Here is a 23,558-nt window from a genome sequence, read left to right on the forward strand (position 1 = left end):
AGAAGTTCTATCGGAGTGCATGCAGTCCAAATGTGGGAGGGGCGGTGCGACGATTCGACTTGCCCCCGATTGCGGTGGGTCAGTTGCACCTTGGCTGGCTGATACACCGCTATCGGGGGCAAGCCCCCTCCCACATTAGATCCAGGTTTTTCATGAAAAGCCGGGTTATTTACCGGGTGTCAGGGTCAACCGGGCCTTCCCATACACCTTCTCGAAGTTCTGCGGTTGCATCGGGAAGCTCAGGTATTGCGCCTTGAGCGACGGGTCGATGCCATTGGCATAGTTCGGGCTGGCCGGGTTGCCGGACTGGCCGATGCCACCCTGGCCCATCATTGGCTCCACCTGGCCGAAGTCGACGATCAGGCGCAGCGCGGGCACCTGGGTGGTGGCGAAGTCCTGGCCCCAGTTGTAGGGCGCCGGGTTCAAGGTGTTGTGGTCGCCACCGGAGGCCAGCGGGCCGCGAATGACTTGGCCACTGGTGTTTTTCCAGGTAGTGGTGTGCAGCTTGCCCCACTGCCAGGCCTTGTGGTCGGCACCCAACTGGCTGTCGCCGGCGCTGATCGCAGCGGCCAGGCTGCGGGCGAGGATCGCCGGTTTGTCTTCCTTCTGTGGCGTACGCACGTCATCCCAGAACGGGCTGTCTTCGCGGCCCAGTAGATGATCGGCCTGGGCTGCGTAGGACAAGCCGGCGTTGCTGACAAAGGCTTTCCAGCTGGCGCTGTTTTCCGGACCCAGCTCGTCGAGGAAGATCTGTTTGGTGCTCTCCTGCAGGAACAGTTCGTAGAGCGCCGCATCGGCAGAGGTGGACACCAGGCGACCATCGAACGCCATCAGGCGATTCAACGCTTCACGGGCCTTGACCTGTTCCGCCGCCGGCAGTGCGTCAATCGCCTGTTTCAGCGGCTGGGCCATGCCCGGCGCCTGGAACATGCTCTTGAGCTTGGCGGCGAAGGTGGTGGTCTGGTCGTACTGCATGGCGATCATGCTGCGGCTGTCGTGCTTGCCAGCGTTGGCCAGTTGCGCCAGACGCTCGCTGCGCTCCGGGGCGTCCCAGGAGTTGGACAGTTGCATGCCATAGCCACGCGGCGCGGTGCGCTGGTTGGCGGTGCCGATCCAGCCTTGGGCCGGGTCCTGGTCATAGGGATGCAGCATCGCGTCGGCGTAGCCATCCCAGTCAAACCGCGTGTCCCAGCCCGGCGACGGCAGCAAGCCTTCGCCTTCGCGACGGTTGGGAAAGCGGCCGGTGACTTGCCAGCCAATGCTGCCGGCGTCGGCGAAGATCATGTTCAGGGCGATGGCGCGGATTTCCCGGGTCGCGTCCGACGCTTTGCCGATGGATTGTGCGCGGGACAGGTCGAAGAACGCGTCCAGGCTCTTGTCGTCCTTGAAGTCGGCGGTTTGCAGGGCCAGGCCCAGACCGGTAGTCAACGCCTGACTACTGTTGAGCAGGGCGCCGTGACGGGTTTCGTACACCACCTCGCGGATCGAGCGTTGGCCCTTGACGAAGAAGGTTTCGTTACGCACGCCCGCCGGCAGCCATTTTCCGTTGTTCTCGTAGTACAGCGCGTTGCCCTGGCGCTTGACCTTCTCCAGGAACAGGTCCTGGGTGTCGCCCTTGACCGTGCTCATGCTCCACGCGACTTTGCCGTTGAAGCCGGACAACAGTGTCGGCAGGCCGGCAATCGAAGCGCCGGCGGCCTGGTATTTCGGTGCACGGATCTGTACGTAGCTCCACGGCGACGGTGCCTGCGGCTGGGCGGCGAGGTCGCCTGCCAGCAGGCTTTTACCGCTGCGGCTGCGCTGCGGGGCGATGGCCCAGTTGCTTGAGGTGGTGACTGCCAGGGCGTTGAGGCTGCTCAGTTGCTGGCTGACCGCGTCCAGCCCGGCCAGGCCGGTGATCTGGCCCAGGTTCACACCCTTGAGTTTTTCGGCCTCGGCCAGCGGGATCGCTTCGTCCGGCGCGCTGGGGGTGAGCCAGGCGAGTTTGTCGATGCCAACTTTCTGCGCCAGCACCAACGACGAAATCTCTTCCTGCAGGTTGGCCGACTCGCTGAAATTCAGCAGGCAGAACAGCAGCGCCGAATCTTCCGGCTTCCAGTACTCGGGCTTGTAGCCGGTCTGGGCCAGGTCCGGCGGCAGCTTGTCGCGGTAGCGGAACAGGTAGGCGTTGACGCCGCGCGCATACACTTCAAAGAAGCGCTTGAGGCGCGGGCTGGAGGCATTGTAGAGCTCGCCGGCGCTTTTCTTCAGGTTGACCGCGCGCATGAAACGGTCGGCATCCAGCACCTCGGGCCCGGACATCTCCGCCAGGCGGCCCTGGGCGAGCAGGCGCAGGGTGACCATCTGGGTGATGCGATCACTGGCGTGCACATAACCGAGGCTGAACAGCGCGTCGTGGAAGGTGTTGCTTTCGATCAACGGCATGCCCTGGGCATTGCGGCGTACCGATACATTCTGCGCGAGGCCTTTGATCGGCTGTACACCGGCAACCGGCGGCAGGGTGTCCTGGGTGCTCTGGAGCTGGCAACCGGCCAGGCTTAACGCACTGGCCACTGCCGCGGCAACGCCGAACCGGGGAAGAAAATGTGAGAGGGCTGGCGAGGCCATGGCAAAGCTCCTGCGGGGGGTAGCGTCAGTAAAGGCGCTACGTTAGTGAGCGCGGCGAAACGACGCAAGCGGGAGTTTGGGTTAAGCGTTAGATCTTGAGTCTTGCACGAATCAGTGTGGGAGCGAGTAAGGCTTCAATTCAGGATTTGGGCGGGTTCACTTTCTGCACCAGTTCATACGCCCGGACCGTCGCCGGCCGTTCCTTGATGCTGTTGAACCAGCGATGCAGGTGTGGGAAATCTTCCAGGCGCTGGCTCTGCCATTTGTGGGAAACAATCCAGGGGTAGATCGCCATGTCGGCAATGCTGTAGGCCTCACCCGCGACGAATGCACGATCTGCCAAACGTCGGTCGAGCACCCCGTAAAGGCGTGCGGTTTCATCCACGTAGCGTTTGATCGCGTAGGGGATTTTTTCCGGGGCGAACTGGCTGAAGTGATGATTCTGCCCCGCCATCGGGCCCAAGCCGCCCATCTGCCAGAACAGCCATTGCAGCACTTCCTGGCGGCCACGCAGGTCTTTTGCAATGAACTGGCCGGTTTTTTCCGCGAGGTACAACAGGATCGCGCCGGATTCAAACAGCGAAATCGGTGCGCCGCCGTCGGTCGGGGTCTGGTCGACGATGGCCGGGATGCGGTTGTTGGGAGCGATCTTCAGGAAGTCAGGTTTGAACTGTTCACCCTGGCCAATGTTGATCGGGTGCACCTTGTAGGGCAGGCCGGCTTCTTCCAGGAACAACGATATTTTGTGGCCGTTGGGGGTGGTCCAGTAATACAGGTCGATCATGAAGCTCTCCAAAAGTGGTGATGCTTGAACGGATGCCTGTAGGTATAGGTAATGTTGGGCGTGCGAAAATTCAATTAAACATTTGCGCATACCCTTAGAAGCCAATCAGAAAGCGCCATCCACCAACACCTGCAGCGACTGCTCTGAACAGCGCTCGATGCGCGCCCGCACGCGATACACCTCGGCAAACAACAGCGGGTTGAGCACGTCTTTAGCCGCGCCGCTGGCGTACAAGCGACCTTGGCGCAGCACGGCGATATGGTCGGCGAAACGTGCGGCAAGGTTGATGTCGTGTAACACCACCACGGCGATCAGGTTGTGTTCGCGCACCAGCCCACGCACGCACTCCATGACTTTCAATTGGTAGTTGAGGTCGAGGGCGCTGGTGGGTTCGTCCAGCAGCATCACTTGGGGGCGCCGTGCAATCAGCTGCGCGAGGCTGACCAATTGGCGTTGGCCGCCCGACAGCGTGCTTAACCACTGATCGGCCAGATGGGCGATGCCAATGCGTTGCAACGCTGCAAAGGCTTCGCGCAGGCAGGCGTCGTTGGACAATGGGATGCCGTCCACACTCGCTACGCGCAAGGCGGCAATCACGCTCTCCATTACGCTGAGGCTCAGGCCCGGTGGCAGGTTCTGCGGCATGTAGGTCACGCGCCGGGCGCGTTCGGCCACGGACATGGCCGACAGGTCGAGGTCACCCAGGCTTACGACGCCATGCATCTTTTCCAGCCCGGCCACGGCGCGCAGCAAGGTGGACTTGCCGGCGCCGTTGGGGCCGATCAGGGCAGTCAGGCTGCCGGGCGGCAAGGTCGGCAGGCTCAGGTCATGCACGATCTGCCGGCGGCCATAACTCACATTGGCGTTGTGTACGCTCAACCCTTGGCTCATAACTGCCTCCCACGCTTGAACACCAGCACCACGAAAATCGGCACCCCCACCAATGCGGTGACGATGCCCACCGGCACGATCACACCCGGCATGATCAGCTTGCTGGCAATCGACGAAAGCGCCAGCAGCAGCGCGCCGGTCAGGGCGCTGGCCGGCAGCAGGAAACGTTGATCTTCGCCCACCAGGATCCGCGCGATATGCGGACCCACCAGGCCAATAAAGCCGATGGTGCCGACGAAGGCCACGGCGGTGGCTGACAACAGGCTGATGCGCAACAACGAGAAAAACCGCAGGCGTTTCACGTCCACGCCGAAGCTTTGCGCGCGGTCTTCGCCCATGCGCAGCAGGGTCAGGCGCGGTGCGGCGGCGAAGGAAAACGGCAGCACCACCACGACCACCAGCGCCAGGAGGCCGAGCTTGTCCCAGTTGGCCCGGGTCACGCTGCCCAGGGTCCAGAACACCAGTTGTTGCAGCACATCTTCGGTGGCCACCAGTTGCAACAAAGCCACCACCGCGTTGCAACTGAACACCAGGGCGATGCCGAACAGCACCAGGCTCTCTACGCCGGCGCCCCGCAGGCGCGACATGGCTTGCAGCAAAAACACCGAGGCGGCGGCGAAGATGAACGCCGAAATGGAAATCGCCGTATTGGCCGACACCCACAGGGTCGTCACCGGAAACACAATCACCAGGGATGCCCCCAGCGCCGCCGCCGACGACACGCCCAAGGTAAACGGGCTGGCCAGCGGGTTGTTCAAGATCGCCTGCATCTCCGCCCCGGCCAGCGACAACGTACAGCCCACCAGTATCGCCATCAACGCGTAGGGTAGGCGCACGTTCCAGATGATCACCTGGTCGGTGGCGCTGAGGTGGGACGGGTGCACAATCCCGTCAAGCAAGGCCGGCAGGCCCATGCCGGACGGGCCGCTGGCCAGGTCCACCAGCAGGGCGCAGACCAGCGCCGTGCCGAGCAGCGCCAATAGCCAGGCACGCCGCGCCAGCAGGCGGCGATAGCCGTGGGTGGCGGACGCGAGGTCGAGGGTTTGCGTGGTCATTTAGAGGTGTCGATCCAATAGGCGCCCTGCAACGGCATCCCCAGGAACTGCTGGTTGATCTGTTCCATGGTCGCCTGCGGGTCCAGCTTGGCGAACAGCTCTGGGTGCACCCACTTGGCCAGCGACTCAATCGCCAGCAGGTTGTACGGCGAGTTGTAGAAGTCATGCCACAGGCCGTGGGCATTGCCTGCGCGGATGGCACGCAGGTTGGCGAACTCGGGACGCGCCAATACGCGATCAAAGGCTTCACGCGCCTCGTTATGGCTCACGCCGGCACCCAGGACCAGCCCCGGTTTGTGGTTACCGGTGGCGACATACACATCCGGATCGGCTTTCAACGCGTACTCCACACTGATATCCCCCAGTGCCCCCGGCACCACATCGGCGGCGATGTTGCGCCCGCCCACCAGCTTGATCACTTCCCCCATGCCGCTCTTGCCGGTGGTGTGCCCCGGCGTTTGCCAGGCACCGGCCAGCAGTTCGAGGAACACGCTCGGACGCGGGCCGGCCGGCAAGGTGGCGACGGCATCGGTGATGACCTTGAGGTGCTGGTCATAGACGTCCAGGAAAGCCTTGGCCTGGGCTTCGCGCCCCAGCGCCTGGCCCAGCGCGTTCATGCTGGTGTGGGTGCCTTGCACCGGGTTGATGCGAAAGTCGACGAACAGCACCGGGATGCCCGCCTTGGCCAGCACATCGGCCACCGGGCTGTGTTCGGTGGGGCCGTGGCCGGAAATGCTGAACACGGCCAGGTCGGGTTTGAGCGAGAGGATTTCCTCGGCGCTGACGCTTTGTTCCGACGCCTGGCCGATCAGGGGGATGTCTTTGACCGTCGGAAATTTCGCCACGTAGGCGTTATAGGTGTGCTGGTCGAGCAGCTTCAAATCGTTCTGCCAACCGACGATGCGCTGGAACGGCGCATCGCGGTCCAGCAGGGCAAACGCCGAAATCAAGCGGCCTTCACCGAGGACCACGCGCTTGACGTTGTCCGCCACCTCGACCTTGCGGCCCAGCACATCGGTGACTTCATGGGCGGCAGCGGTCTCGGCATGGCCAAGAACCAACGCGGCGAACAGTACGCCCAGCTTGAACACATTACGGGGTTTCAGCATGGCAGGGACTCCAGGTGAAGGCGGCGCATCAGGTATTGCTCCAGCGCCGCAAAGGGTTGTGAGGCAGGGATCTCGATCAGCACGGTTCAGAACTCGTAGTCGACGCTGGCGGTGAGGGTGCGCCCGGCGCCCGGAATGCCGTAGAGCTGGAAGCCATCGAGGGACGCGCCGACCTGGCTGTAATAGAACGTGTTGAACACGTTGTTGAGGTTGAGGTTGACCGTGGTGTCCTTGTTCACCTTGTATTGCGCGGCCAGGTTGCTCACCCAGTAGCCAGGGGCTTTCTCGTGGTCGCGGGTGTAGATCGCGTAGACCCCGGACGGGCCGTTGGCGTAGCTGCTGTTGTTGTTCAAACCGCCGACGTACTTGTTGTCGGTGTAGCGGCGCCGGCCCACGTATTGCTCGCCGTAGCTGAGGCTCAGGGTGTCGGTGACGGCGTAGGTGGTCCACAGGTTGGCGGTCAGGTCCGGGACGTTCTTGGCTTCGGCGCCTTTGTTGATGCCTTTGGTCTGGGTGCTCTTGAGCGCCGAGAAACCGCTGTAGGCGGTCCAGCGCGGGGTGATATTGCCTTGCAGGCCCAGCTCGATGCCGTCGACGCGTTTGGCGGGCAGGGCGCGCACCGGGGCGGATTCGCCGTCCTGGTATTCCCAGGCGTTGTCCAGTTCGGTGCGGAAGATCGCCGCCGTGACGTTGAGCCTGTCGTGGGCAATGTCCCACTTGGTGCCCAGTTCATAGGTCTTGGATTTGGCCGGGCTGTAATTGCTGGTGCTGGCCGCGCCGTAGATCTGGTTGTTGGTGGACGCGCCCAGCGCCGACGGTTGCGCCGCCTCGCTGTAGGACACGTAGATGCTGCCGTTGGGCAACGGCTTGAACACCGCGCCGACCCGACCGCTGACGGCACCATCGGTGCTGCTGATCGTCGCCTGGCCGCGTTGGCGGGTTTCGGCACGCCAGTTGTCGTAGCGTAGCGAGCCGAGTACTTGCCATTGCTCGTTGAGGGTGATGGTGTCGCCCACGTAGAGACCGGCGTTGTCGATCACCGAGCGCGGGTCGCCTTCGCCTTTGGTCACGTAGGTGCTGGCGAAGCTCTGGCTGGGGTCGTGCATGTCAAACAGCATGTTGCCGGCCGGCACTTCGGCGTTGCGTTTCAGACCGCCGTAGGTCTCGTGATAGAACTCCACGCCACTGACCACCGCGTGCTGCAGGCTGCCGGTGGTGAGGTTGAAATTGAAGTCGGTCTGGTTGTCCAGGATGGTGTAGCGCTTGGACAAACCAAAGTCGCTGCCGCGCAGGATGCCGTAGGCGGTGTTGCTGTTGTTCACGTAGTCGGTGTAGGCATTCACCGTGCTGCCGGGCACTTGGCTGATCGGGCCTGCGCCGGTGTAGCCCAGCGTCGCACAGCGGGTGCCGGTGCAGGTCTTCTGGCCGTTGGCATTGGCGGCGAAGAAACGCGCCGGCGACAGCACGGCGAAGTTGTCGCTGCGTTCCCAGCGCGTCTGGTTGCGCAGGTTGGCGTCGTTCCAGGCGAAGTCATGCTCGAAGCGCGCCGTGAGCGAGGTGGTTTTGTTCTCTTGGGTGTAGAGGCGGGAGTCGCCGTACCAATTCGAGCGTTTCACCCCTGGCATGCGGTCGCCATTTGTCCCACGCTGGATCGGCACACCGCCGTCCGGGGTGTTGGTGTCTTTCTGGTAGACGGTGTCGACGAAGAAGCGTGTATCGGTGCCCAGGCCGAAGCCGAACGAGGTGGCGATGCCCCAGCGGTCGTAGTCCACGTCGTCGCGCTCGGCCACCTGGTTGTAGTGCTTCATCAGGTTGATGCGTACGGCGGTGGTGTCGTTCAGCTGTTTATTCAGGTCGGCAGTGAGGCGGCGGTAGCTGTCGGTGCCGATCCCGGCCGAGACTTTGTTGGCATCGCCCAGGTGCGCTTCCTTGCTGACCAGGTTGACGCTGCCACCCACGGCCGAGACCCCGGACTCGATGGAACCGGTGCCCTTGAACACTTCGGCCTGTTGCAGGTTGAAGGTGTCGGTACGCGTGGACATGCCGGCATCGCGCACACCGTCGACAGTCAGGCTCTGCTCGGAGGAAAACCCACGGATCGAAAACAGATCGCCCCAGCCCAGGTTGCCCTCGCCGGACATAAAGGTAATACCCGGCACATTGCGCAACACTTCCTGCAAGGTCTGCGCGTTCTGCTCCTTGAGCACCTGTTGCGGCACGATGGTTACGCTTTGCGGTGCGTCCAGCAGCGGCTGGCTGATTTTGGCCGAGGTGACGCGATCCACCTTGAAGGTGGAAGTGGCTTCGCCGTCGACCTTGATTTCCGGCAGGTTCAACACCGAATCGCTGGACGTGGCGGTTGGGGCGTCAGCCAGGGCAACCGGTGCGACGCTGCCGGCAGCCAGCAAACCGAACATCGGGGCCAGGGTGGTGTGCAGCGTGTGGCGGTGAGGCGTGGGCAATGATAGGGGCAATGATAGGGGCAATGACATGGTAGTGTCCGAGTCTAAATTACAATTACTCTCATTTAGGTTCGGTAGTCTAAAGAGCGATTTCGCCTGCCATACCCCAGGTTTGTATCGCTGATGCGTGATTAGGGTTTCCTACAACATTCCATTACATTTGCCTGCGCTGCTGGCTGAACTTTCGGCTATTTGCTGCGTTTCATCGTTTTTCGGATTGACTGCCCATGGCCAAGCAAGACCACCTGCTGATCGTTGATGACGACCCGCAAATCCGCCAACTGCTCTGCGACTACCTGAGCGACGCCGGCTTCCAGGTATCCACCGCCGCCGATGGCAAGGAAATGCGCCGCCGCCTGGCGCTGAATGTCATCGACCTGATTGTGCTCGACCTGATGCTGCCCGGCGAAGACGGCCTGAGCTTGTGCCGCGAACTGCGGGTGAACTCCAATACGCCGGTGGTGATGCTCACCGCCAAGGGCTCGTTGATCGACCGTATCGTCGGCCTGGAAATCGGCGCCGACGACTACCTGCCCAAACCCTTCGACCCGCGCGAGCTGCTGGTACGGATCAAGGTGGTGCTGCGCCGGGTGCAGAGTTTTCCCGACCGCGCGCGCCTGGATGAAGCGCCGAGCATTCGTTTTGCCGGCTGGCAACTCGACACACGGGCGCGGCAATTGCTGTCGCCGCAGGGCGTGGTGGTCAGCCTGGGCAATTCGGATTACCGCGTGCTGCGCCTGTTGTTGCAGCACCCCAACCGGCCGTTGAACCGCGACTTTCTGCTCAACCATGTGTTCGACAAGGACAGCACACCGTTCGACCGCTCCATCGATGTGTGCGTCAGCCGTCTGCGCTCGCAACTGCCAGCGGGGTTGATCAAGACCGTGCGCAACGAGGGCTACATGCTCACCGCCGATGACGTGGTGCTGGAGTCGTGAGACTGCTGCCGCGTTCGCTGTTCGGGCGGTTGGTGCTGATTCTGGTCAGCGGCATGCTTGCGGCGCAGGCCCTGACCAGCAGCATCTGGTACGACCGACGCCATGGGCAGGTGCTGGAAATTCCCGCGCGGTTGATCGCCACGCGCCTGGCGGACGTGGTGCGCCTGGTGCACAGCGATCCGCAGCAGGCGGATGCGCTGATCAAGCTGCTCGACACGCCAAACTTCCGCCTGACCCTCAGCGACCAGGCCAGCAACACCCCGAGCACCCTGCACGACAGCGACCGGCCCACCGAGCGATTGATCAAGAAGGTGCTGTCGGAAAAAACCGGTTATGCCCAGAGCCTGATCCTGTTGCGCTTGGCTTTGGTCGATGGCGATGGGCAAACCGCCGGGCTATCGACCTTGCTCGGCTCCAAGCCGGTGGTGGGGCAGTTTCTGATCGACCTGCGCCTGCCCGACGGGCGCTGGTTGCAGGTGGATGCCAGTGAAGAGCAGGGCTGGACCAGTACCTCGCCGCTGGACCTGTTGTTCGATTACGTGATGCGCATCTACCTGTTGCGGGTGCTGGTGTTGGTGGTGATCGCCCTAGTTGCGGTGCGCCTGGCGATTCGCCCGCTCAACGCGCTGGCCAAGGCCGCCGAGGCACTGGGCCGGGATATCCAGCGTCCGCCGCTGTCGGTGGATGGCCCCACCGAAGTTCGCCGCGCCGCCCAGGCATTTAATGCGATGCAACAGCGGCTGATCGCCAACATCGCCGAGCGCACGCGTTTCCTTGCGGCCATTTCCCACGACTTGCGTTCACCGATCACACGGCTGCGCCTGCGCACCGAGATGCTTGAGGACAATCGCACCAAGGAGCGTTTTCGCAGCGATCTGGAAGAAATGGAGCACATGGTGTCCAGCACGCTGGATTTTGTCAGCAGCGGCGAAATCAACGAGACGCGACAGAACATCGATATCAACGCCTTGCTGCAAAGCTTGCAGGCGGACCTACAGGACGTTGGCGAACAGGTGGTGATTGAGGGCCGAGCGAAGCAGCCATTGCCCGGGTATGCCCGCAGCCTTAAACGTTGCGTGCAGAACCTGCTGGAGAACGCCGTGCGGTATGGCCGTGATGTGGTGGTGCGGGTCGAGGACAAGGCGGACAGCTTGAAGATCGTCATCTGCGACCGAGGGCCGGGGATTCCCCAGGAACAGTTGGAGCAAGTAATGGAACCGTTCTATCGGGTGGAAGGTTCGCGTAATGCCGAGACCGGCGGGTATGGCTTGGGATTGAGCATTGCCCACAGCATCGCCAAGGCGCATGGCGGGCGTTTGGAATTGCGCAATCGGGAAGGCGGAGGCCTTGAGGTGGAACTGGTGTTTCAACGCAAATCCTGAATGTGGAACGCAACTGAATGTGGGAGGGGCGGTGCGACGATTCGACTTGCCCCCGATTGCTGGCTGTCAGGCGCTGAATAGGAGACTGGTATACCGCTATCGGGGGCAAGCCCCCTCCCACATTTAAATCTTCAGCGTGGCTTTACGCCCCGTGGCACTTCTTGAATTTCTTCTCGCTGCCGCACGGGCAAGGATCGTTGCGACCCACGTCCTTCAGGGCATTACGCACCGGCTCCTGGTGAGCGTGGCCGCAGTTCGGGCCGTGGACATGGCCGTGGTCGTGATCATGATCATGGTGATCGTGATCGTGGTTGCAGTCAGGACCATGGACATGGGGTTGCTGAGTCATCGATGTCGCTCCGGAATAAAATCGCCGGGGATTATCTCGCCATTGTGGTTCACCTGCACGTCATAACCGATGAATAATCCGGTTTTCAGCTCGCCTTCGAGGCGATAGGGCACGGGGCGGTCGGGTTTTTTCAGCATCTGCACCACGTCGCGGATCTGCGGCCAGAGGTTGGTGCGCACCGACACCTTGAAAAAGGCATGGCCTCGCGGCGGCACAGTGAGCCATTCGTTGGACTCGCCTTCGGTCAGCACAAAGTCATCCAGCGTCACCTTGTAGATCAGGCCACGCACGGTCAGGTCGGCGTCGTCGCGGTTGTCCACGCGAAAGTACAGCTTGAATTTCTGCTCCAGCAGCTTGGCCCGCACCACTTCGACCTTCACCAGGGAGACGTGGGGCGGCGGCGCGTCGTCTTCGAACCACGACGCGCAGCCGGTCAGGCCAAGGGTTAACGCCAGCATCAAGCTGTAGATCCGGAGCATGGCGTGAGTCCTGTGGTGGTTAGAGATAGCTGGAACAACACTTCTTGAATTTTTGCCCACTGCCGCACAGGCAGGCATCGTTGCGTCCGGTCTTCACTTCCACGGTCGGGTCGATGAAGTACCAGCGCCCGTCATTCTGTACGAAAGAAGACTGCTCGCGGTGGCTATGTTCGCCGGTGCTGTCATGCCAGCGCGCGGTGAAGGTCACGAACGCGTGTTCCGGCTGGCCGCCGAATACCTCGGAGCTTTCCACTTCAAGGCCGAGCCAGGTGCTCTGGGCGCTCCAGGCGGCGATGGCGGCACGGTCCAGGCCGGGCTGTTGCGCGGGCAGGGTGGTGGCCACCAGGTAGTCCACCAGGCCCAGCACGTAGGCGCTGTAGCGCGAGCGCATCAACGCGGTCGCGCAGGGCGCCGGGTGCCCGGCGTGATAATGGCCGCAGCAGGCATCCAGCAGGTTGCCACTGCCGCAGGGGCAAATGGATGTACTCATCGGGTTACCACCAATACTTTCCGAAGTTTTCCGGGTTGGCCCAGAAGCGGGCATTGAGCCAGTCCGGCACCTGTTTATAGTCAAGCAGATCATAGGTAAACAGTGTCAGCACCTGCTCGTCGCGCTGGAAACGCTCGCCGGCCTGCAGGGCCAGGGAGAAGAAGTCGGTGTCCTTCCAGTCGCAGGCACCCAGGTCCACCAGCACCGCAATACGGCTGGCGTTGAGGTTGCGGATGCCGCCGAGCAGGGTAAGGCCTTGTGGTTTTGACAGGTGCTCCAGGCAGTCCACCACCAGCGCCAGGTCAAAACGCTGCGCCGCCAGCTCCGCCGGCAGTGGGCCGGGTGGGGCAAGAGCAACCTGGGTGTCAGGGTGTGCTGCTTGAAAAGCTTCCAGCGCCGGGAACTGACTGGCGCCCAACAGCAACAGGCGTTTGGGCTGGTGCAAGTCGAGCAAGGCGGCCAGGGCCTGCTGGGGTGTACGGTCAGAAATACCGGCGGTCATCAGAGATCCTCACATCAGGACCGTAGAGACTAGCGCGGCTGAGCGTGCGGGCCTAGAGCGGGCGGTGGCGAAAAGTCCTACGAGGGCGACGATCCTCAATGAATACGGGGGCGTGGCGTAGTGGCGCAGATGAAAAGAGCCGTCTTTACTCCACTCATCGGCCCCCGCCGATCCCCTCAGGAGAAATTCAATGAGCATCATGCGGACAGCTCTACCCTTGGTTCTGCTAACCGGAGTATTGACAGGTTGCGCAGGTTTGCAAAAAACCGACTGGCCCACCTGCGCCGCCGTTGGTGGTGTGACCGGTGCGGCGATCGGTGCCACTGAAAGCTCGGCCTATGCGGGCTACGGCGCGTTATTGGTCGGCGGTATGGCCGGCGCCTATTGCTGGGTGCATGGCGACGGTGACGAGGACGGCGACGGTGTGCCTGACAGCCGTGACAAGTGCCCAGGCACGCCGAAAGGCGTGCAGGTGGATGCCAATGGCTGCCCACCCGCGCCGCCACCGGCTGTGGTTGAGGAAGTGGTCGTGGTCAAGGAAGAAACCATTGTGATCCGTGACGTGCACTTCCAGTTCGACTCGGCGAAGTTGACGGCGGCGGATAAAACCAAGCTCGACACCGTCGCCACCCGCCTGAAACAGGAAGCCCCAGGCGCTCAACTACGGGTCAGCGGTCACACCGACAGCGTTGGCAAAGACGCCTACAACCAGAAACTCTCGGAAAAACGCGCGCATTCGGTGGTCGAGTACCTGATCAAGTCCGGTGTGCCGCGCAGCAGCTTTGTATCGGTGACCGGCGCAGGCGAGAGCCATCCGGTAGCCGACAACAAAACCGCTGAAGGCCGTGCCTTGAACCGTCGTACGGAAATCCAGATCAACCGCTGACGACCCTTGCCCCTGTGGAATCCCACAGGGGCAATGCTGCCAATCCTCCCCTTTATCAACTTTTTTGATCCTTCACTGGCAAAGCGCCTGCGGAAGTCGTTACTGTGCGTCCAAAGAAAAACTAGAAATATTTTTTGAAAAAAATCAGGGGAGCTCCATGATGCGTAAGGTTTTTCTGTTGGCCCTGTTGGTCAGCCCCGTTGCCCTGGCCCAGAGCGTCAGTGTTGAACCCAACTCGTTGATGCGCCTGCCGAACAGCACCAGCGTGCTGCAACTGGAGCGCCTGGAGGTGGCGGACTACGGCACCTTGCTGATCCCCGCCAACATCAGCCAGGTCAGCGTGGATGAGTTGCGCCTGGGCCGTGACGCCCGTATCGCCATTGTGCCCGGCAGCACCGCGCTGCAATTGCAGGTGCGCCATGCGCAGTTGGAGCACGGCAGCCAGATCACCTCCCGCGGTGCTCCCGGTACTCACGAAAAACCGGCCAAGGCCGGGCGTGACCTGACCCTGCGCATCAATTCCCTGGCGGCAGAAGAACTTTCGGTGGACGCCCGTGGCGGTGCCGGTGCCCAGGGTTATGCCGGGCTGGACGGTGCCAATGGCGTGGATCCGGGTTGCACCTGGGGCTCGGCCGGTCGTGGCGCCAATGGTGATAATGGCGGCGATGGCTTGCCGGGTGCGTCGGGCGCGCAGGTACGGGTCGAGTTGCCGCAGGATTTCCCGGCTGACCATATCAAGGTCTGGGTCGATGGCGGTCCCGGTGGGTTGGCCGGCACGGCAGGCAAACCGGGCAAGGGCGGCCAGTCCAAAGGCTGCCTGGTGTACCGCGCCGATGGTGGCGAGAAAGGTCGTCCAGGCTTGGAAGGGCAGCCGGGGCCGGCAGGGCCTGCGGGGACTGTGACCATCCAGCGGCTTTGAATTGCCTGGTCTGACGCCATCGGGGGCAAGCCCCCTCCCACAATCGGAATGCATTCCAACTGTGGGAGGGGGCTTGCCCCCGATGGCGGACTAAAGCCCGCCTTAGAACATCGGCCGAGCCGAAGCAATCGCCACCACCACCAACCCCACAATCAGGTTGATCCCCACCAACCGACGAATCTGCCCCAGCACCGCCGCGCCCGCCGGCCAGTCCTCAGCCGCCACGGCCTTGCGCAGTTCCGGGAACTTCAGCGCCTGGATGCGGATAAACAGCGCCGTCATCACCAGATACAAGCCCATCATCACCTGCACATAACGCGGTGCCGTCTCAAACCCGTTGAAGCGCAAGTGCAGCAGGCCAATGCCGCTGATCGGCAAAACCGCCACGGCAACCCACACCCATACGAAAAAACGTTGAAACACATTTGCCCACAGCTTGAGCCGGGCAGGGCCTTCAAGTGCCGCCACAGCGGCGGGGCGCAGGATCATCCAGGCGAAAAACATACCGCCGACCCATACCAGGGCGGCCAATACATGCAGGGTGTAAGCGAGGCTAAACGCGGTCATTGTGGTACTCCGTTCTGCGCGGGATTCATTAGCGGGGTATGATAGCCGCCGATCCGAACCACTGAAAATTTATCCAGCGTTTTTTGCGCCCGACTATCCATGATCAGCACTGAACTCAAAACCACGATCCAGGGTGCCTATTCGCGTTTTCTCGAAGCCAAGAGCTTGAAACCGCGCTACGGCCAACGCCTGATGATCGCCGAAGTGGCCAAGGTCCTCGGGGATATCGACACCGACGACGAAGGCCGCCGCGAGGGTGAGCCCGCGGTCGTGGCCGTCGAGGCGGGCACCGGTACCGGCAAGACCGTGGCCTACAGCCTGGCCGCGATCCCCACCGCCAAGGCCGCCGGCAAGCGCCTGGTGATCGCCACCGCCACCGTCGCCCTGCAGGAGCAGATCGTCTACAAAGACCTGCCCGACCTGATGCGCAACAGCGGCCTGAACTTCACCTTCGCCCTGGCCAAGGGACGTGGGCGCTACATGTGCCTGTCCAAGCTCGACGTGCTGCTGCAGGAAGGTCACGCGCAAACTGCCACTGCCCAGCTATTCGAAGAAGAAGGCTTCAAGATCGAAGTCGATGAGGCCAGCCAGAAGCTGTTTACCAGCATGATCGAAAAACTGGCCGGCAATAAATGGGACGGTGACCGCGACAGCTGGCCCACCGCTCTGGAAGATTCCGACTGGGCACGCCTGACCACCGACCACAGCCAATGCACCAACCGTCATTGCCCCAACTTTGGCCAGTGCGCCTTCTACAAGGCCCGCGAAGGCATGGGCAAGGTCGATGTGATCGTCACCAACCACGACATGGTGCTGGCCGACCTGGCCCTGGGCGGCGGTGCGGTGTTGCCGGACCCGCGCGACACCCTCTATGTGTTTGACGAAGGCCACCACCTGCCCGACAAGGCCATCGGCCACTTCGCCCATTACACGCGCCTGCGTTCCACCGCCGACTGGCTTGAAACCACCGCGAAGAACCTCACCAAATTGCTGGCCCAGCACCCGCTGCCGGGCGACCTGGGCAAGCTGATCGAACAGGTACCGGAGCTGGCGCGCGAGATCAAGACCCAGCAGCAGTTCATGTTCAGTGCCTGCGAACAGGTCGCCGATTTCAAGCCGGGTGAAGATGTGGAGGGGCGTGAGCGTCCCCGCCATCGTTTTGTCGGCGGTCTGATCCCCGAGCACATGCGCGAAATGGGCATCGAGCTGAAGAAAGGCTTTTCACGCCTGACCGACCTGTTCACACGTCTTACCGATTTGCTTAAAGAAGGCATGGACGGCGAGGTCAACATCGGCATCGCCAGTAACCAGGCCGAGGAATGGTACCCGCTGTTCGGCAGCCTGCTGTCCCGTTCCCAGGGCAACTGGGAGCTGTGGACCGCCTTCACCGTCGAAGACCCGGAAGACAACCCGCCCATGGCGCGCTGGCTGACCCTGTCGGAAAGCGGTGCGCTGTTTGATATCGAGGTCAACGCCAGCCCGATCCTGGCCGCCGAAATGCTGCGCCGCAACCTGTGGAACGTGGCCTATGGCTGCCTGGTGACCTCCGCCACGCTGACCGCACTGGGCACCTTCGACCGCTTCCGCATGCGCGCCGGCCTGCCGAAAAAGGCCGTCACCGCCGTGGTGCCAAGTCCGTTCCATCACGCCGATGCGGGCGTGCTGCGGGTGCCGGACCTCAAGGCCGACCCACGGGACGCAGCGGCGCACACCGCCGCGATCATCCGTGACCTGCCGGAGTTGGTCGAAGGTTCGCGCGGTACCCTGGTGCTGTTCTCGTCACGCAAACAGATGCAGGACGTGTTCGACGGCCTCGACCGTGACTGGCGCAAGCAAGTGTTTATCCAGGGCAACCTGTCCAAGCAGGAGACCCTGAACAAGCACAAGGCGCGTGTAGACGGCGGCGACTCCAGCGTGCTGTTCGGCCTGGCCAGCTTCGCCGAAGGGGTGGACTTGCCGGGTGCCTACTGCGAACACGTGGTGATTGCCAAGATTCCGTTCTCGGTGCCGGACGATCCGGTCGAGGCGGCCCTGGCCGAGTGGATCGAGGCGCGGGGCGGTAACCCGTTCATGGAGATCTCGGTGCCGGATGCTTCCTTGAAGCTGGTCCAGGCTTGCGGTCGCTTGCTGCGTACCGAAGAGGACCGGGGCACCATCACCTTGCTCGACCGCCGTTTGGTCACCCAGCGCTATGGCAAGGCGATCCTGAATGCCTTGCCGCCGTTCAGGCGCGAAATTTCTTAAGCCACTGTGGGCGTTTTCGCCCACTTCGTGGTCTATCTCACTGTATTTCATCAGGCCATTCATCGGCCGTCTGGGAGAACCTTGTTCGTATGATTCGCACGCTGCCCGCTCTTTTTGCCCTGCTGTTCGCCGCGCCCCTGATGGCCGCGCCCGCTGGGCAACAGACTCTGTTCAACTTCGTCCGGCCTGCCGATGTGGTCAAGGTGGCGACCCAGGACGCCAGCCTGCCGCAATACAACGCCGAACAAACGCCTGAGGGGGAAGTGCTGCGTCGCATCACGTTCAACCCGGCCGCCGAACCGAGCCTGGTGCTCAGCCCGCAGGCCGGCACCTGGGACTGGTCCGAGTCGGGTGCCATGAGCCTGCGTATCCAGAGTGCGATGGACTGGGCGTTGACCCTCTACGTCAAGGTGCAGAGCGCGGATGGCAAGACCCTGGTCAGCCGCATCGACCTGCCCGCCGGCCCGGCCCAGACCTTGCTGGTGCCGCTGCAGGCCAATTCGCCGCTGAGCCAGGGCATGAAGGCCGGCCCCCCGATGCCGATCACCGTGGACGGCCAGCGCGTGTTGCTGGCCAGCAGCGCGGGTGAAATCGACCGTAGCCAGGTGGTGTCGGTGACGGTGTCGATGCTCAAGCCCAATGCCGCCCAAAGCATCCTGCTGGAGCGCTTTGGCGTGCAGGACAGCGAGCCGGTGCTGAAGGCGACCTACGGCGAGCTGGTGGATGCCTATGGTCAATCCACCCGTGCGCGGTGGCCGGAAAAGGTCAGCAGTGACGAACAACTCAAGGCCGCCGCCGCCAAGGAGCAACAGCAGCTCCAGGGCTGGCTGGCCACGCGGGATAAATCCGCTCTGGACCAATACGGCGGCTGGAACAAAGGCCCTGCATTCGACGCCAGCGGGTTTTTCCGTACCGAGAAGCGCGATGGGCGCTGGTACCTGGTGACGCCGGAAGGGCATCCGTTCTACTCCCTGGGCGTCAATACCGTGGCCCCGGACAACAGCCAGACCTATGTGGCCGGCCGTGAGTGGATGTTCGCTGCGCTGCCCAAGGGCGGCGAACCGTTCGACAAGTACTACGGCAGCGGCGACAACCGCAGCGGTAACGGCGCGGGGGAAGGCCGTGGCTTTGGTGCCGGGCGTTGGTATGACTTTTACGGCGCCAACTTACAGCGCACCTATGGCGGTGATGGCTTTGACCAGAGACGCTGGGTCACTCACACCCTCGATCGCTTGCAGGCCTGGGGTTTCAATACCGTCGGCAATTGGAGTGACGAGAGTCTGGCCACCGCTGACCGGGTTCCCTACACCTTGCCGCTGTCGATCGTCGGCGATTACGCCAGCATCAGCACCGGCACCGACTGGTGGGGCGGTATGCCCGACCCGTTCGACCCGCGCTTCGCCATGGCCACCGAGCGCGCCGTGGCCATTGCCGCCCGTGATCACCGTGATGACCCCTGGTTGATCGGCTTCTTTGCCGACAACGAGCTGGCCTGGGCCGGCCCCGGCGATGATCCGAAATCCCGCTACGCCTTGGCGTACGGCACGCTGCGCATGACCACCGACGTGCCGGCCAAGCGCGCGTTCCTCAAGCAACTGCGCGACAAGTACCGCAACGAAGAGGGCTTGTCGAAAGCCTGGGGCATCGAGTTGAAGGGTTGGGAGCTGATGGAGGACCCGGGCTTCGAACCGCCGATGCCGAATCCCGAACATCCGGAAATCGAGGCGGACTTCAAATATTTCCAGAAGACCTTCGCCGATGCCTACTTCAAGACCATTTCCGACTCGTTGAAATGGCATGCGCCCCATCAACTGCTGCTGGGCGGCCGTTATGCGGTCAGCACGCCGGAAGCCGTGGCCTCCTGTGCGCAATATTGCGATGTGTTGAGTTTCAATATGTACACCCTCAAACCCCAGGACGGGTACGACTTCGCCGCGTTGCGGGCGTTGGACAAGCCGGTGCTGATCACCGAATTCAACTTCGGCTCGGCCGACCGTGGGCCGTTCTGGGGCGGCGTGACGCAGTTGGCCAGGGAAGAAGATCGTGGCGCGGCGTATGGCAACTTCCTCAAGCAGGCCATGGCCGAGCCGTCGATTGTCGGCGTGCATTGGTTCCAGTACCTGGACCAGCCGGTGACCGGGCGTCTGCTGGACGGTGAAAACGGTCACTTTGGCCTGGTCGGTATTACCGACGTACCGTTCCAGGGTTTTGTGGAGAGTGTGCGCAAAAGCAACCTGGCGGCGGTCGACCAACTGGGCAAGGAAGCGCAAAAGGCCAAGGCGGCAGGCGCCACGCGTGAAAGCGAAGGTGGCAGGGCCGGGCATGAAGGCAAAGGCCCGGGGCAGGGCGCCGGGCATGCAGGCGGTCACTCCGGGAACGGTCATTGATTGAGTGCTGACGGGTTCACAAAACCCACCAGGGCTGGAACAATGTCGGCCACTTTTTTCGATGTTTTCCGAGGGCGCTCAGGTGCAGATCCAGGGTCATTACGAACTCCAGTTCGAAGCGGTACGGGAAGCGTTCGCCGCGTTGTTCGATGACCCGCAGGAGCGTGGTGCCGGGCTCTGCATCCAGATCGGCGGCGAAACGGTCGTCGACCTGTGGGCCGGCACCGCCGACAAGGACGGCGCCGAGGCCTGGCACAGCGACACCATCGTCAACCTGTTCTCCTGTACCAAGACCTTTACCGCCGTCACGGCCCTGCAATTGGTGGCCGAAGGCAAGTTGCAACTGGATGCGCCGGTCGCCAACGTCTGGCCGGAATTCGCCGCTGCCGGGAAAGAAGCCATTACCCTGCGCCAGTTGCTGTGCCACCAGGCCGGGTTGCCGGCGATCCGCGAAATGCTGCCCACCGAAGCCCTGTACGACTGGCAATTGATGGTCGACACCCTGGCGGCCGAAGCCCCGTGGTGGACGCCGGGCCAGGGCCATGGCTACGAGGCGATCACCTACGGCTGGCTGGTCGGTGAGTTGCTGCGGCGTGCCGATGGGCGCGGGCCGGGGGAGTCCATCGTGGCGCGGGTCGCACGGCCATTGGGCTTGGACTTCCATGTGGGCCTGGCGGACGAAGAGTTTTATCGCGTGGCCCATATAGCGCGCAGCAAAGGCAATATGGGCGATGAAGCCGCGCAACGTTTACTGCAAGTAATGATGCGCGAACCGACCGCCATGACCACGCGTGCATTTGCCAATCCGCCGTCTATTCTGACCAGCACTAATAAACCCGAATGGCGTCGTATGCAGCAGCCGGCGGCAAATGGTCACGGCAATGCGCGCAGCCTGGCGGGTTTTTATAGTGGATTGTTGGACGGTAGTTTGCTGGAGGCCGACATGCTCGAACAATTGACCCGCGAGCACAGCATCGGCCCGGATAAAACATTATTGACACAAACCCGTTTCGGCCTTGGCTGCATGTTGGATCAGCCGCAGTTGCCCAATGCCACCTTCGGCCTTGGCCCTCGTGCATTCGGGCATCCGGGGGCTGGTGGTTCGGTGGGGTTTGCCGATCCTGAACATGATGTAGCGTTCGGTTTCGTGACTAATACACTCGGACCTTATGTACTTATGGACCCGCGGGCACAGAAGTTGGTCAGAATATTGGCCGGTTGTCTGTAAACCCCTTGCTGTTTCACGTTTTTTTGTTACAAAGGCAACTATAAGAAGACGCTGTAGGAATAGTTGTAACTTTATTCATCTGCAAGCGTCTGTTTAACGGATCATTTAGATCCCTGGTTTTTTCTCATTTTGTGGATATCTCATGTTATCGAACAAGTCCTTGGCTCTTGCGCTATGCCTCACTATTACCGGTTGCGCACAAACTCCACAAAATGATGCCGAGGGCGGGCATTGGTGGTCATTTGGATCCGATAAGGCCACGACCAAGGACGCAGTGACGCAAGCCGATGCCAAGCCGGAGGCTAAACCGGACGCCAAGCCGGCTGCCGGCGCCAAGCCTGTCGCACCGGTAGCCGCTGCGGCTGCTGCGCCAGCCCCGGCTCCAGCCGCCAAGGCTGACACCGGTTCCAGCTGGTGGCCATTCTCTGCCAAGACCGCCGACGAAAAGGCTGCCGATGCCAAGGCCGACCTGAAAGCCGACCTCAAGGCGGCAGAACCTGCCCCAGCGGTTGCCAAGACCGACACCGAAACCCACTGGTGGTGGCCGTTCGAAAGCAAACCCAAGCCATTGGCCAAGGTCGACGTGACCAACGTGCCGATGCCTGACCCGAAAATCACCCAAGCCTGGCTGGACGACTATGAGCCGCGTCTGCGCGCGGCCATCAAGGACAGCAACCTGCAACTCGAGCGTCGCGACAACGTGCTTGTGGTGATTGCCCCGGTTGATGGTTCCTACAACCCGAAACGCCCGGCCATGTTGCTGCCGGTCACCCTCGGCCCGTTCACCCGGGTTGCCAAGGCGGTTGAAGCCGATCCGAAGACTGCCGTGCTGGTACTGGGCCACGTCGATGCCACCGGCACCGCCCCGGCCAGCCAGGCGCTGACCAAGGAGCGTGCACAGTCCATCGCCTCGATCTTCAGCCTCAGTGGCTTGAAGCAGGACCGCCTGATGCTGCGCGGTATGGGCGACCTGATGCCACGTGCGGCCAACGACAGCAGCCAGGGCCGCGCCCTGAACCGTCGCATGGAAATCATGTTCACCCAGCGCACCACCATGCTGGCGCTGCTGAGCAAGTATCAGTCGGGTAAAACCCCGCCTGTAGCCGAAATGGTGGCGGTGCAGGACGTTCCAGCCCCGGCTCCAGCCGCCAAGGCCCCGGCCAAGAAAGCTTCGACCGCCAAGAAAGCGGCTGCCAAGCCAGCGGCCAAGAAAGCCCCGGCCAAGCCAGCGGCGAAAAAAGCGGCACCCGCCAAAGCCAAGGCCGCCGCACCGGCAAACGACCAGGCGAAAAACTGATCCGCTGAACCAGAAGGATAAAGCCGCATGACCCAGGCACTGGCCGATATGCGCCGTGACTACACACGGGATGGCTTGAGCGAGGCCCAGGCCCCGAGCGAGCCGTTTGCCTTGTTCCACCAGTGGTTTGCCGACGCGGTGAAAACCGAGCAGCCACCGGTGGAGGCCAATGCCATGACCTTGGCCACGGTCGACCAGGACGGTCGCCCGCACTGCCGCATCCTGTTGCTCAAGGGCCTGGATGCGCAGGGCTTTACCTTCTTCACCAATTATCAGAGCGCCAAGGGCCAACAGCTTGCGGCGCAGCCGTTTGCAGCCATGACGTTTTTCTGGCCGACCCTGGAGCGCCAAGTGCGTATTGAGGGTCGCGTGGTGAAGGTCACGCCTGAAGAGTCGGACGCTTATTACCAGGTTCGTCCCTTGGGCAGCCGCCTGGGGGCATGGGCGTCTCCGCAAAGTCAGGTCATCCGTGACCGGGAAGAGCTGCAGGACCTGCTCAAGGCTACCGAGCAGCGTTTCAGCGATACGCAGCCTGACTGCCCGGAGCACTGGGGTGGCTATCGCCTGTTACCCGAGCGCATCGAGTTCTGGCAAGGCCGTGCCAGTCGGTTGCATGACCGCCTGAACTATCGCCTGCAAGGGGCCGACTGGACCCGCGAACGCCTGGCCCCCTGAGCTGCACCTTTCGTCACTTCGCTTGAATGTTGCCCATCATCCCGAAGTCTTTTGAACAGAGACTTCGGGCGTGTACTGCTGTGCCGCAATCTTCAGCCAGTTCGGCAAGTCGGACCGTTTGATCTTCAATGCTCGGGCATGCTCCAGTTGGTTGAGCATGAAGTCACGCTTCTCCAGATCATTGCCCGCCATGGACAGTGCCAGGTCGCGGTCGATCCAGCGCCTGATGCGCAGGTACAACCAGCCATGGAAATACAGTCCCGCTAGGGTTGTGACTACAATGATGAAGTAATCCATGAAGATCCCG

Annotated in this window: 21 protein-coding genes; 9 read left to right on the forward strand and 12 right to left on the reverse strand. The window is 62.3% G+C overall.

Annotation, left to right across the window (positions count from 1 at the left end; all coding sequences use genetic code 11):
- Positions 1 to 165: 165 nt before the first annotated feature.
- The 6 genes from ACZ445_RS06525 to ACZ445_RS06550 form a co-directional block, all read right to left on the reverse strand.
- Complete coding sequence (locus tag ACZ445_RS06525) at positions 166 to 2,607, reverse strand: penicillin acylase family protein (protein WP_058425259.1); 2,442 nt, start codon at positions 2,605 to 2,607, stop codon at positions 166 to 168.
- Between the two features lie 139 nt (positions 2,608 to 2,746).
- A complete protein-coding gene (locus tag ACZ445_RS06530; RefSeq protein ID WP_058425258.1) occupies positions 2,747 to 3,391 on the reverse strand; it encodes a glutathione binding-like protein in 645 nt (214 codons plus the stop codon).
- 105 nt (positions 3,392 to 3,496) lie between these two features.
- Positions 3,497 to 4,282, reverse strand: coding sequence for an ABC transporter ATP-binding protein (locus ACZ445_RS06535; RefSeq protein WP_058425257.1), 786 nt, complete (start codon positions 4,280 to 4,282; stop codon positions 3,497 to 3,499).
- A complete protein-coding gene (locus ACZ445_RS06540) occupies positions 4,279 to 5,337 on the reverse strand; it encodes a FecCD family ABC transporter permease (RefSeq protein ID WP_464704898.1) in 1,059 nt (352 codons plus the stop codon). Before ACZ445_RS06540 ends, ACZ445_RS06535 begins: the two co-directional genes overlap by 4 nt.
- A complete protein-coding gene (locus tag ACZ445_RS06545) occupies positions 5,334 to 6,446 on the reverse strand; it encodes an ABC transporter substrate-binding protein (RefSeq protein ID WP_058425255.1) in 1,113 nt (370 codons plus the stop codon). Before ACZ445_RS06545 ends, ACZ445_RS06540 begins: the two co-directional genes overlap by 4 nt.
- 86 nt (positions 6,447 to 6,532) lie before the next feature.
- Positions 6,533 to 8,938, reverse strand: a complete 2,406-nt coding sequence (locus ACZ445_RS06550; protein WP_464708099.1) for a TonB-dependent receptor — start codon at positions 8,936 to 8,938, stop codon at positions 6,533 to 6,535.
- Between the two features lie 197 nt (positions 8,939 to 9,135).
- Here ACZ445_RS06550 and ACZ445_RS06555 point away from each other — a divergent pair, with 197 nt between their 5' ends.
- Positions 9,136 to 9,846 (forward strand): response regulator, encoded by a 711-nt coding sequence (locus ACZ445_RS06555; RefSeq protein WP_058425253.1) that lies wholly within the window; start codon positions 9,136 to 9,138, stop codon positions 9,844 to 9,846.
- Positions 9,843 to 11,228 (forward strand): ATP-binding protein, encoded by a 1,386-nt coding sequence (locus ACZ445_RS06560; protein WP_464708101.1) that lies wholly within the window; start codon positions 9,843 to 9,845, stop codon positions 11,226 to 11,228. Before ACZ445_RS06555 ends, ACZ445_RS06560 begins: the two co-directional genes overlap by 4 nt.
- A 142-nt stretch (positions 11,229 to 11,370) precedes the next feature.
- Here the strand turns inward: ACZ445_RS06560 and ACZ445_RS06565 are convergent, their stop codons facing one another.
- The 4 genes from ACZ445_RS06565 to ACZ445_RS06580 are packed head-to-tail and all read right to left on the reverse strand — an operon-like array spanning position 11,371 to position 13,048.
- On the reverse strand, positions 11,371 to 11,577 hold the full coding sequence (locus tag ACZ445_RS06565; protein ID WP_057975615.1) for an SEC-C metal-binding domain-containing protein: 207 nt from the start codon (positions 11,575 to 11,577) through the stop codon (positions 11,371 to 11,373).
- A complete protein-coding gene (locus tag ACZ445_RS06570; RefSeq protein ID WP_058425251.1) occupies positions 11,574 to 12,056 on the reverse strand; it encodes an LEA/WHy family protein in 483 nt (160 codons plus the stop codon). The genes ACZ445_RS06565 and ACZ445_RS06570 overlap by 4 nt, the downstream gene beginning before the upstream one ends.
- Before the next feature lie 19 nt (positions 12,057 to 12,075).
- Positions 12,076 to 12,546 (reverse strand): YchJ family protein, encoded by a 471-nt coding sequence (locus tag ACZ445_RS06575; RefSeq protein ID WP_058425250.1) that lies wholly within the window; start codon positions 12,544 to 12,546, stop codon positions 12,076 to 12,078.
- Positions 12,547 to 12,550: 4 nt separating this feature from the next.
- On the reverse strand, positions 12,551 to 13,048 hold the full coding sequence (locus ACZ445_RS06580) for a DUF6231 family protein (RefSeq protein WP_179030218.1): 498 nt from the start codon (positions 13,046 to 13,048) through the stop codon (positions 12,551 to 12,553).
- Positions 13,049 to 13,238: 190 nt separating this feature from the next.
- Here ACZ445_RS06580 and ACZ445_RS06585 point away from each other — a divergent pair, with 190 nt between their 5' ends.
- Together ACZ445_RS06585 and ACZ445_RS06590 are read left to right on the forward strand one after the other, a co-directional pair.
- Entirely contained in the window at positions 13,239 to 13,934 is a 696-nt protein-coding gene (locus ACZ445_RS06585; RefSeq protein ID WP_464708102.1) for a PA1041 family peptidoglycan-binding anchor lipoprotein, read from the forward strand.
- A 160-nt stretch (positions 13,935 to 14,094) separates the two neighbouring features.
- Positions 14,095 to 14,853 (forward strand): collagen-like protein, encoded by a 759-nt coding sequence (locus tag ACZ445_RS06590; RefSeq protein ID WP_464708596.1) that lies wholly within the window; start codon positions 14,095 to 14,097, stop codon positions 14,851 to 14,853.
- Positions 14,854 to 14,955: 102 nt separating this feature from the next.
- Here the strand turns inward: ACZ445_RS06590 and ACZ445_RS06595 are convergent, their stop codons facing one another.
- Positions 14,956 to 15,420: a CopD family protein gene (locus ACZ445_RS06595; protein WP_058425246.1), complete on the reverse strand. Its 465-nt coding sequence runs from the start codon at positions 15,418 to 15,420 to the stop codon at positions 14,956 to 14,958.
- A gap of 99 nt (positions 15,421 to 15,519) precedes the next feature.
- Between ACZ445_RS06595 and dinG the strand changes: the two genes are divergently transcribed.
- The 5 genes from dinG to pdxH all read left to right on the forward strand — a co-directional run bounded on the left by dinG (position 15,520) and on the right by pdxH (position 23,251).
- Positions 15,520 to 17,664, forward strand: coding sequence for an ATP-dependent DNA helicase DinG (dinG, locus tag ACZ445_RS06600; RefSeq protein WP_028619241.1), 2,145 nt, complete (start codon positions 15,520 to 15,522; stop codon positions 17,662 to 17,664).
- An 89-nt stretch (positions 17,665 to 17,753) separates the two neighbouring features.
- Positions 17,754 to 20,051, forward strand: a complete 2,298-nt coding sequence (locus ACZ445_RS06605; protein WP_058425245.1) for a beta-galactosidase — start codon at positions 17,754 to 17,756, stop codon at positions 20,049 to 20,051.
- A gap of 82 nt (positions 20,052 to 20,133) precedes the next feature.
- Positions 20,134 to 21,279, forward strand: coding sequence for a serine hydrolase domain-containing protein (locus ACZ445_RS06610; RefSeq protein ID WP_058425333.1), 1,146 nt, complete (start codon positions 20,134 to 20,136; stop codon positions 21,277 to 21,279).
- 142 nt (positions 21,280 to 21,421) lie between these two features.
- Entirely contained in the window at positions 21,422 to 22,576 is a 1,155-nt protein-coding gene (locus ACZ445_RS06615; protein ID WP_081049270.1) for an OmpA family protein, read from the forward strand.
- Between the two features lie 27 nt (positions 22,577 to 22,603).
- The gene (gene pdxH, locus ACZ445_RS06620; protein ID WP_058425243.1) at positions 22,604 to 23,251 is read left to right on the forward strand and encodes a pyridoxamine 5'-phosphate oxidase; all 648 of its coding nucleotides are present in this window, start codon (positions 22,604 to 22,606) and stop codon (positions 23,249 to 23,251) included.
- Positions 23,252 to 23,287: 36 nt separating this feature from the next.
- On the opposite strand, the gene ACZ445_RS06625 is transcribed toward pdxH, so the two are convergent.
- Positions 23,288 to 23,548, reverse strand: coding sequence for a hypothetical protein (locus ACZ445_RS06625; protein WP_058425242.1), 261 nt, complete (start codon positions 23,546 to 23,548; stop codon positions 23,288 to 23,290).
- Positions 23,549 to 23,558: the final 10 nt, after the last annotated feature.

The sequence above is a fragment of the Pseudomonas allii genome (assembly GCF_055380095.1).

Coding starts and splice junctions, on each gene's coding strand:
- ACZ445_RS06590 (WP_464708596.1), top strand. CDS start 14,095: ATGCGTAAGGTTTTTCTGTTGGCCCTGTTGGTCAGCCCCGTTGCCCTG.
- ACZ445_RS06535 (WP_058425257.1), bottom strand. CDS start 4,282: ATGAGCCAAGGGTTGAGCGTACACAACGCCAATGTGAGTTATGGCCGC.
- ACZ445_RS06625 (WP_058425242.1), bottom strand. CDS start 23,548: ATGGATTACTTCATCATTGTAGTCACAACCCTAGCGGGACTGTATTTC.
- ACZ445_RS06580 (WP_179030218.1), bottom strand. CDS start 13,048: ATGACCGCCGGTATTTCTGACCGTACACCCCAGCAGGCCCTGGCCGCC.
- ACZ445_RS06540 (WP_464704898.1), bottom strand. CDS start 5,337: ATGACCACGCAAACCCTCGACCTCGCGTCCGCCACCCACGGCTATCGC.
- ACZ445_RS06570 (WP_058425251.1), bottom strand. CDS start 12,056: ATGCTCCGGATCTACAGCTTGATGCTGGCGTTAACCCTTGGCCTGACC.
- ACZ445_RS06565 (WP_057975615.1), bottom strand. CDS start 11,577: ATGACTCAGCAACCCCATGTCCATGGTCCTGACTGCAACCACGATCAC.
- ACZ445_RS06605 (WP_058425245.1), top strand. CDS start 17,754: ATGATTCGCACGCTGCCCGCTCTTTTTGCCCTGCTGTTCGCCGCGCCC.
- dinG (WP_028619241.1), top strand. CDS start 15,520: ATGATCAGCACTGAACTCAAAACCACGATCCAGGGTGCCTATTCGCGT.
- ACZ445_RS06550 (WP_464708099.1), bottom strand. CDS start 8,938: ATGTCATTGCCCCTATCATTGCCCCTATCATTGCCCACGCCTCACCGC.
- pdxH (WP_058425243.1), top strand. CDS start 22,604: ATGACCCAGGCACTGGCCGATATGCGCCGTGACTACACACGGGATGGC.
- ACZ445_RS06530 (WP_058425258.1), bottom strand. CDS start 3,391: ATGATCGACCTGTATTACTGGACCACCCCCAACGGCCACAAAATATCG.
- ACZ445_RS06545 (WP_058425255.1), bottom strand. CDS start 6,446: ATGCTGAAACCCCGTAATGTGTTCAAGCTGGGCGTACTGTTCGCCGCG.
- ACZ445_RS06525 (WP_058425259.1), bottom strand. CDS start 2,607: ATGGCCTCGCCAGCCCTCTCACATTTTCTTCCCCGGTTCGGCGTTGCC.
- ACZ445_RS06555 (WP_058425253.1), top strand. CDS start 9,136: ATGGCCAAGCAAGACCACCTGCTGATCGTTGATGACGACCCGCAAATC.
- ACZ445_RS06615 (WP_081049270.1), top strand. CDS start 21,422: ATGTTATCGAACAAGTCCTTGGCTCTTGCGCTATGCCTCACTATTACC.
- ACZ445_RS06585 (WP_464708102.1), top strand. CDS start 13,239: ATGAGCATCATGCGGACAGCTCTACCCTTGGTTCTGCTAACCGGAGTA.
- ACZ445_RS06595 (WP_058425246.1), bottom strand. CDS start 15,420: ATGACCGCGTTTAGCCTCGCTTACACCCTGCATGTATTGGCCGCCCTG.
- ACZ445_RS06575 (WP_058425250.1), bottom strand. CDS start 12,546: ATGAGTACATCCATTTGCCCCTGCGGCAGTGGCAACCTGCTGGATGCC.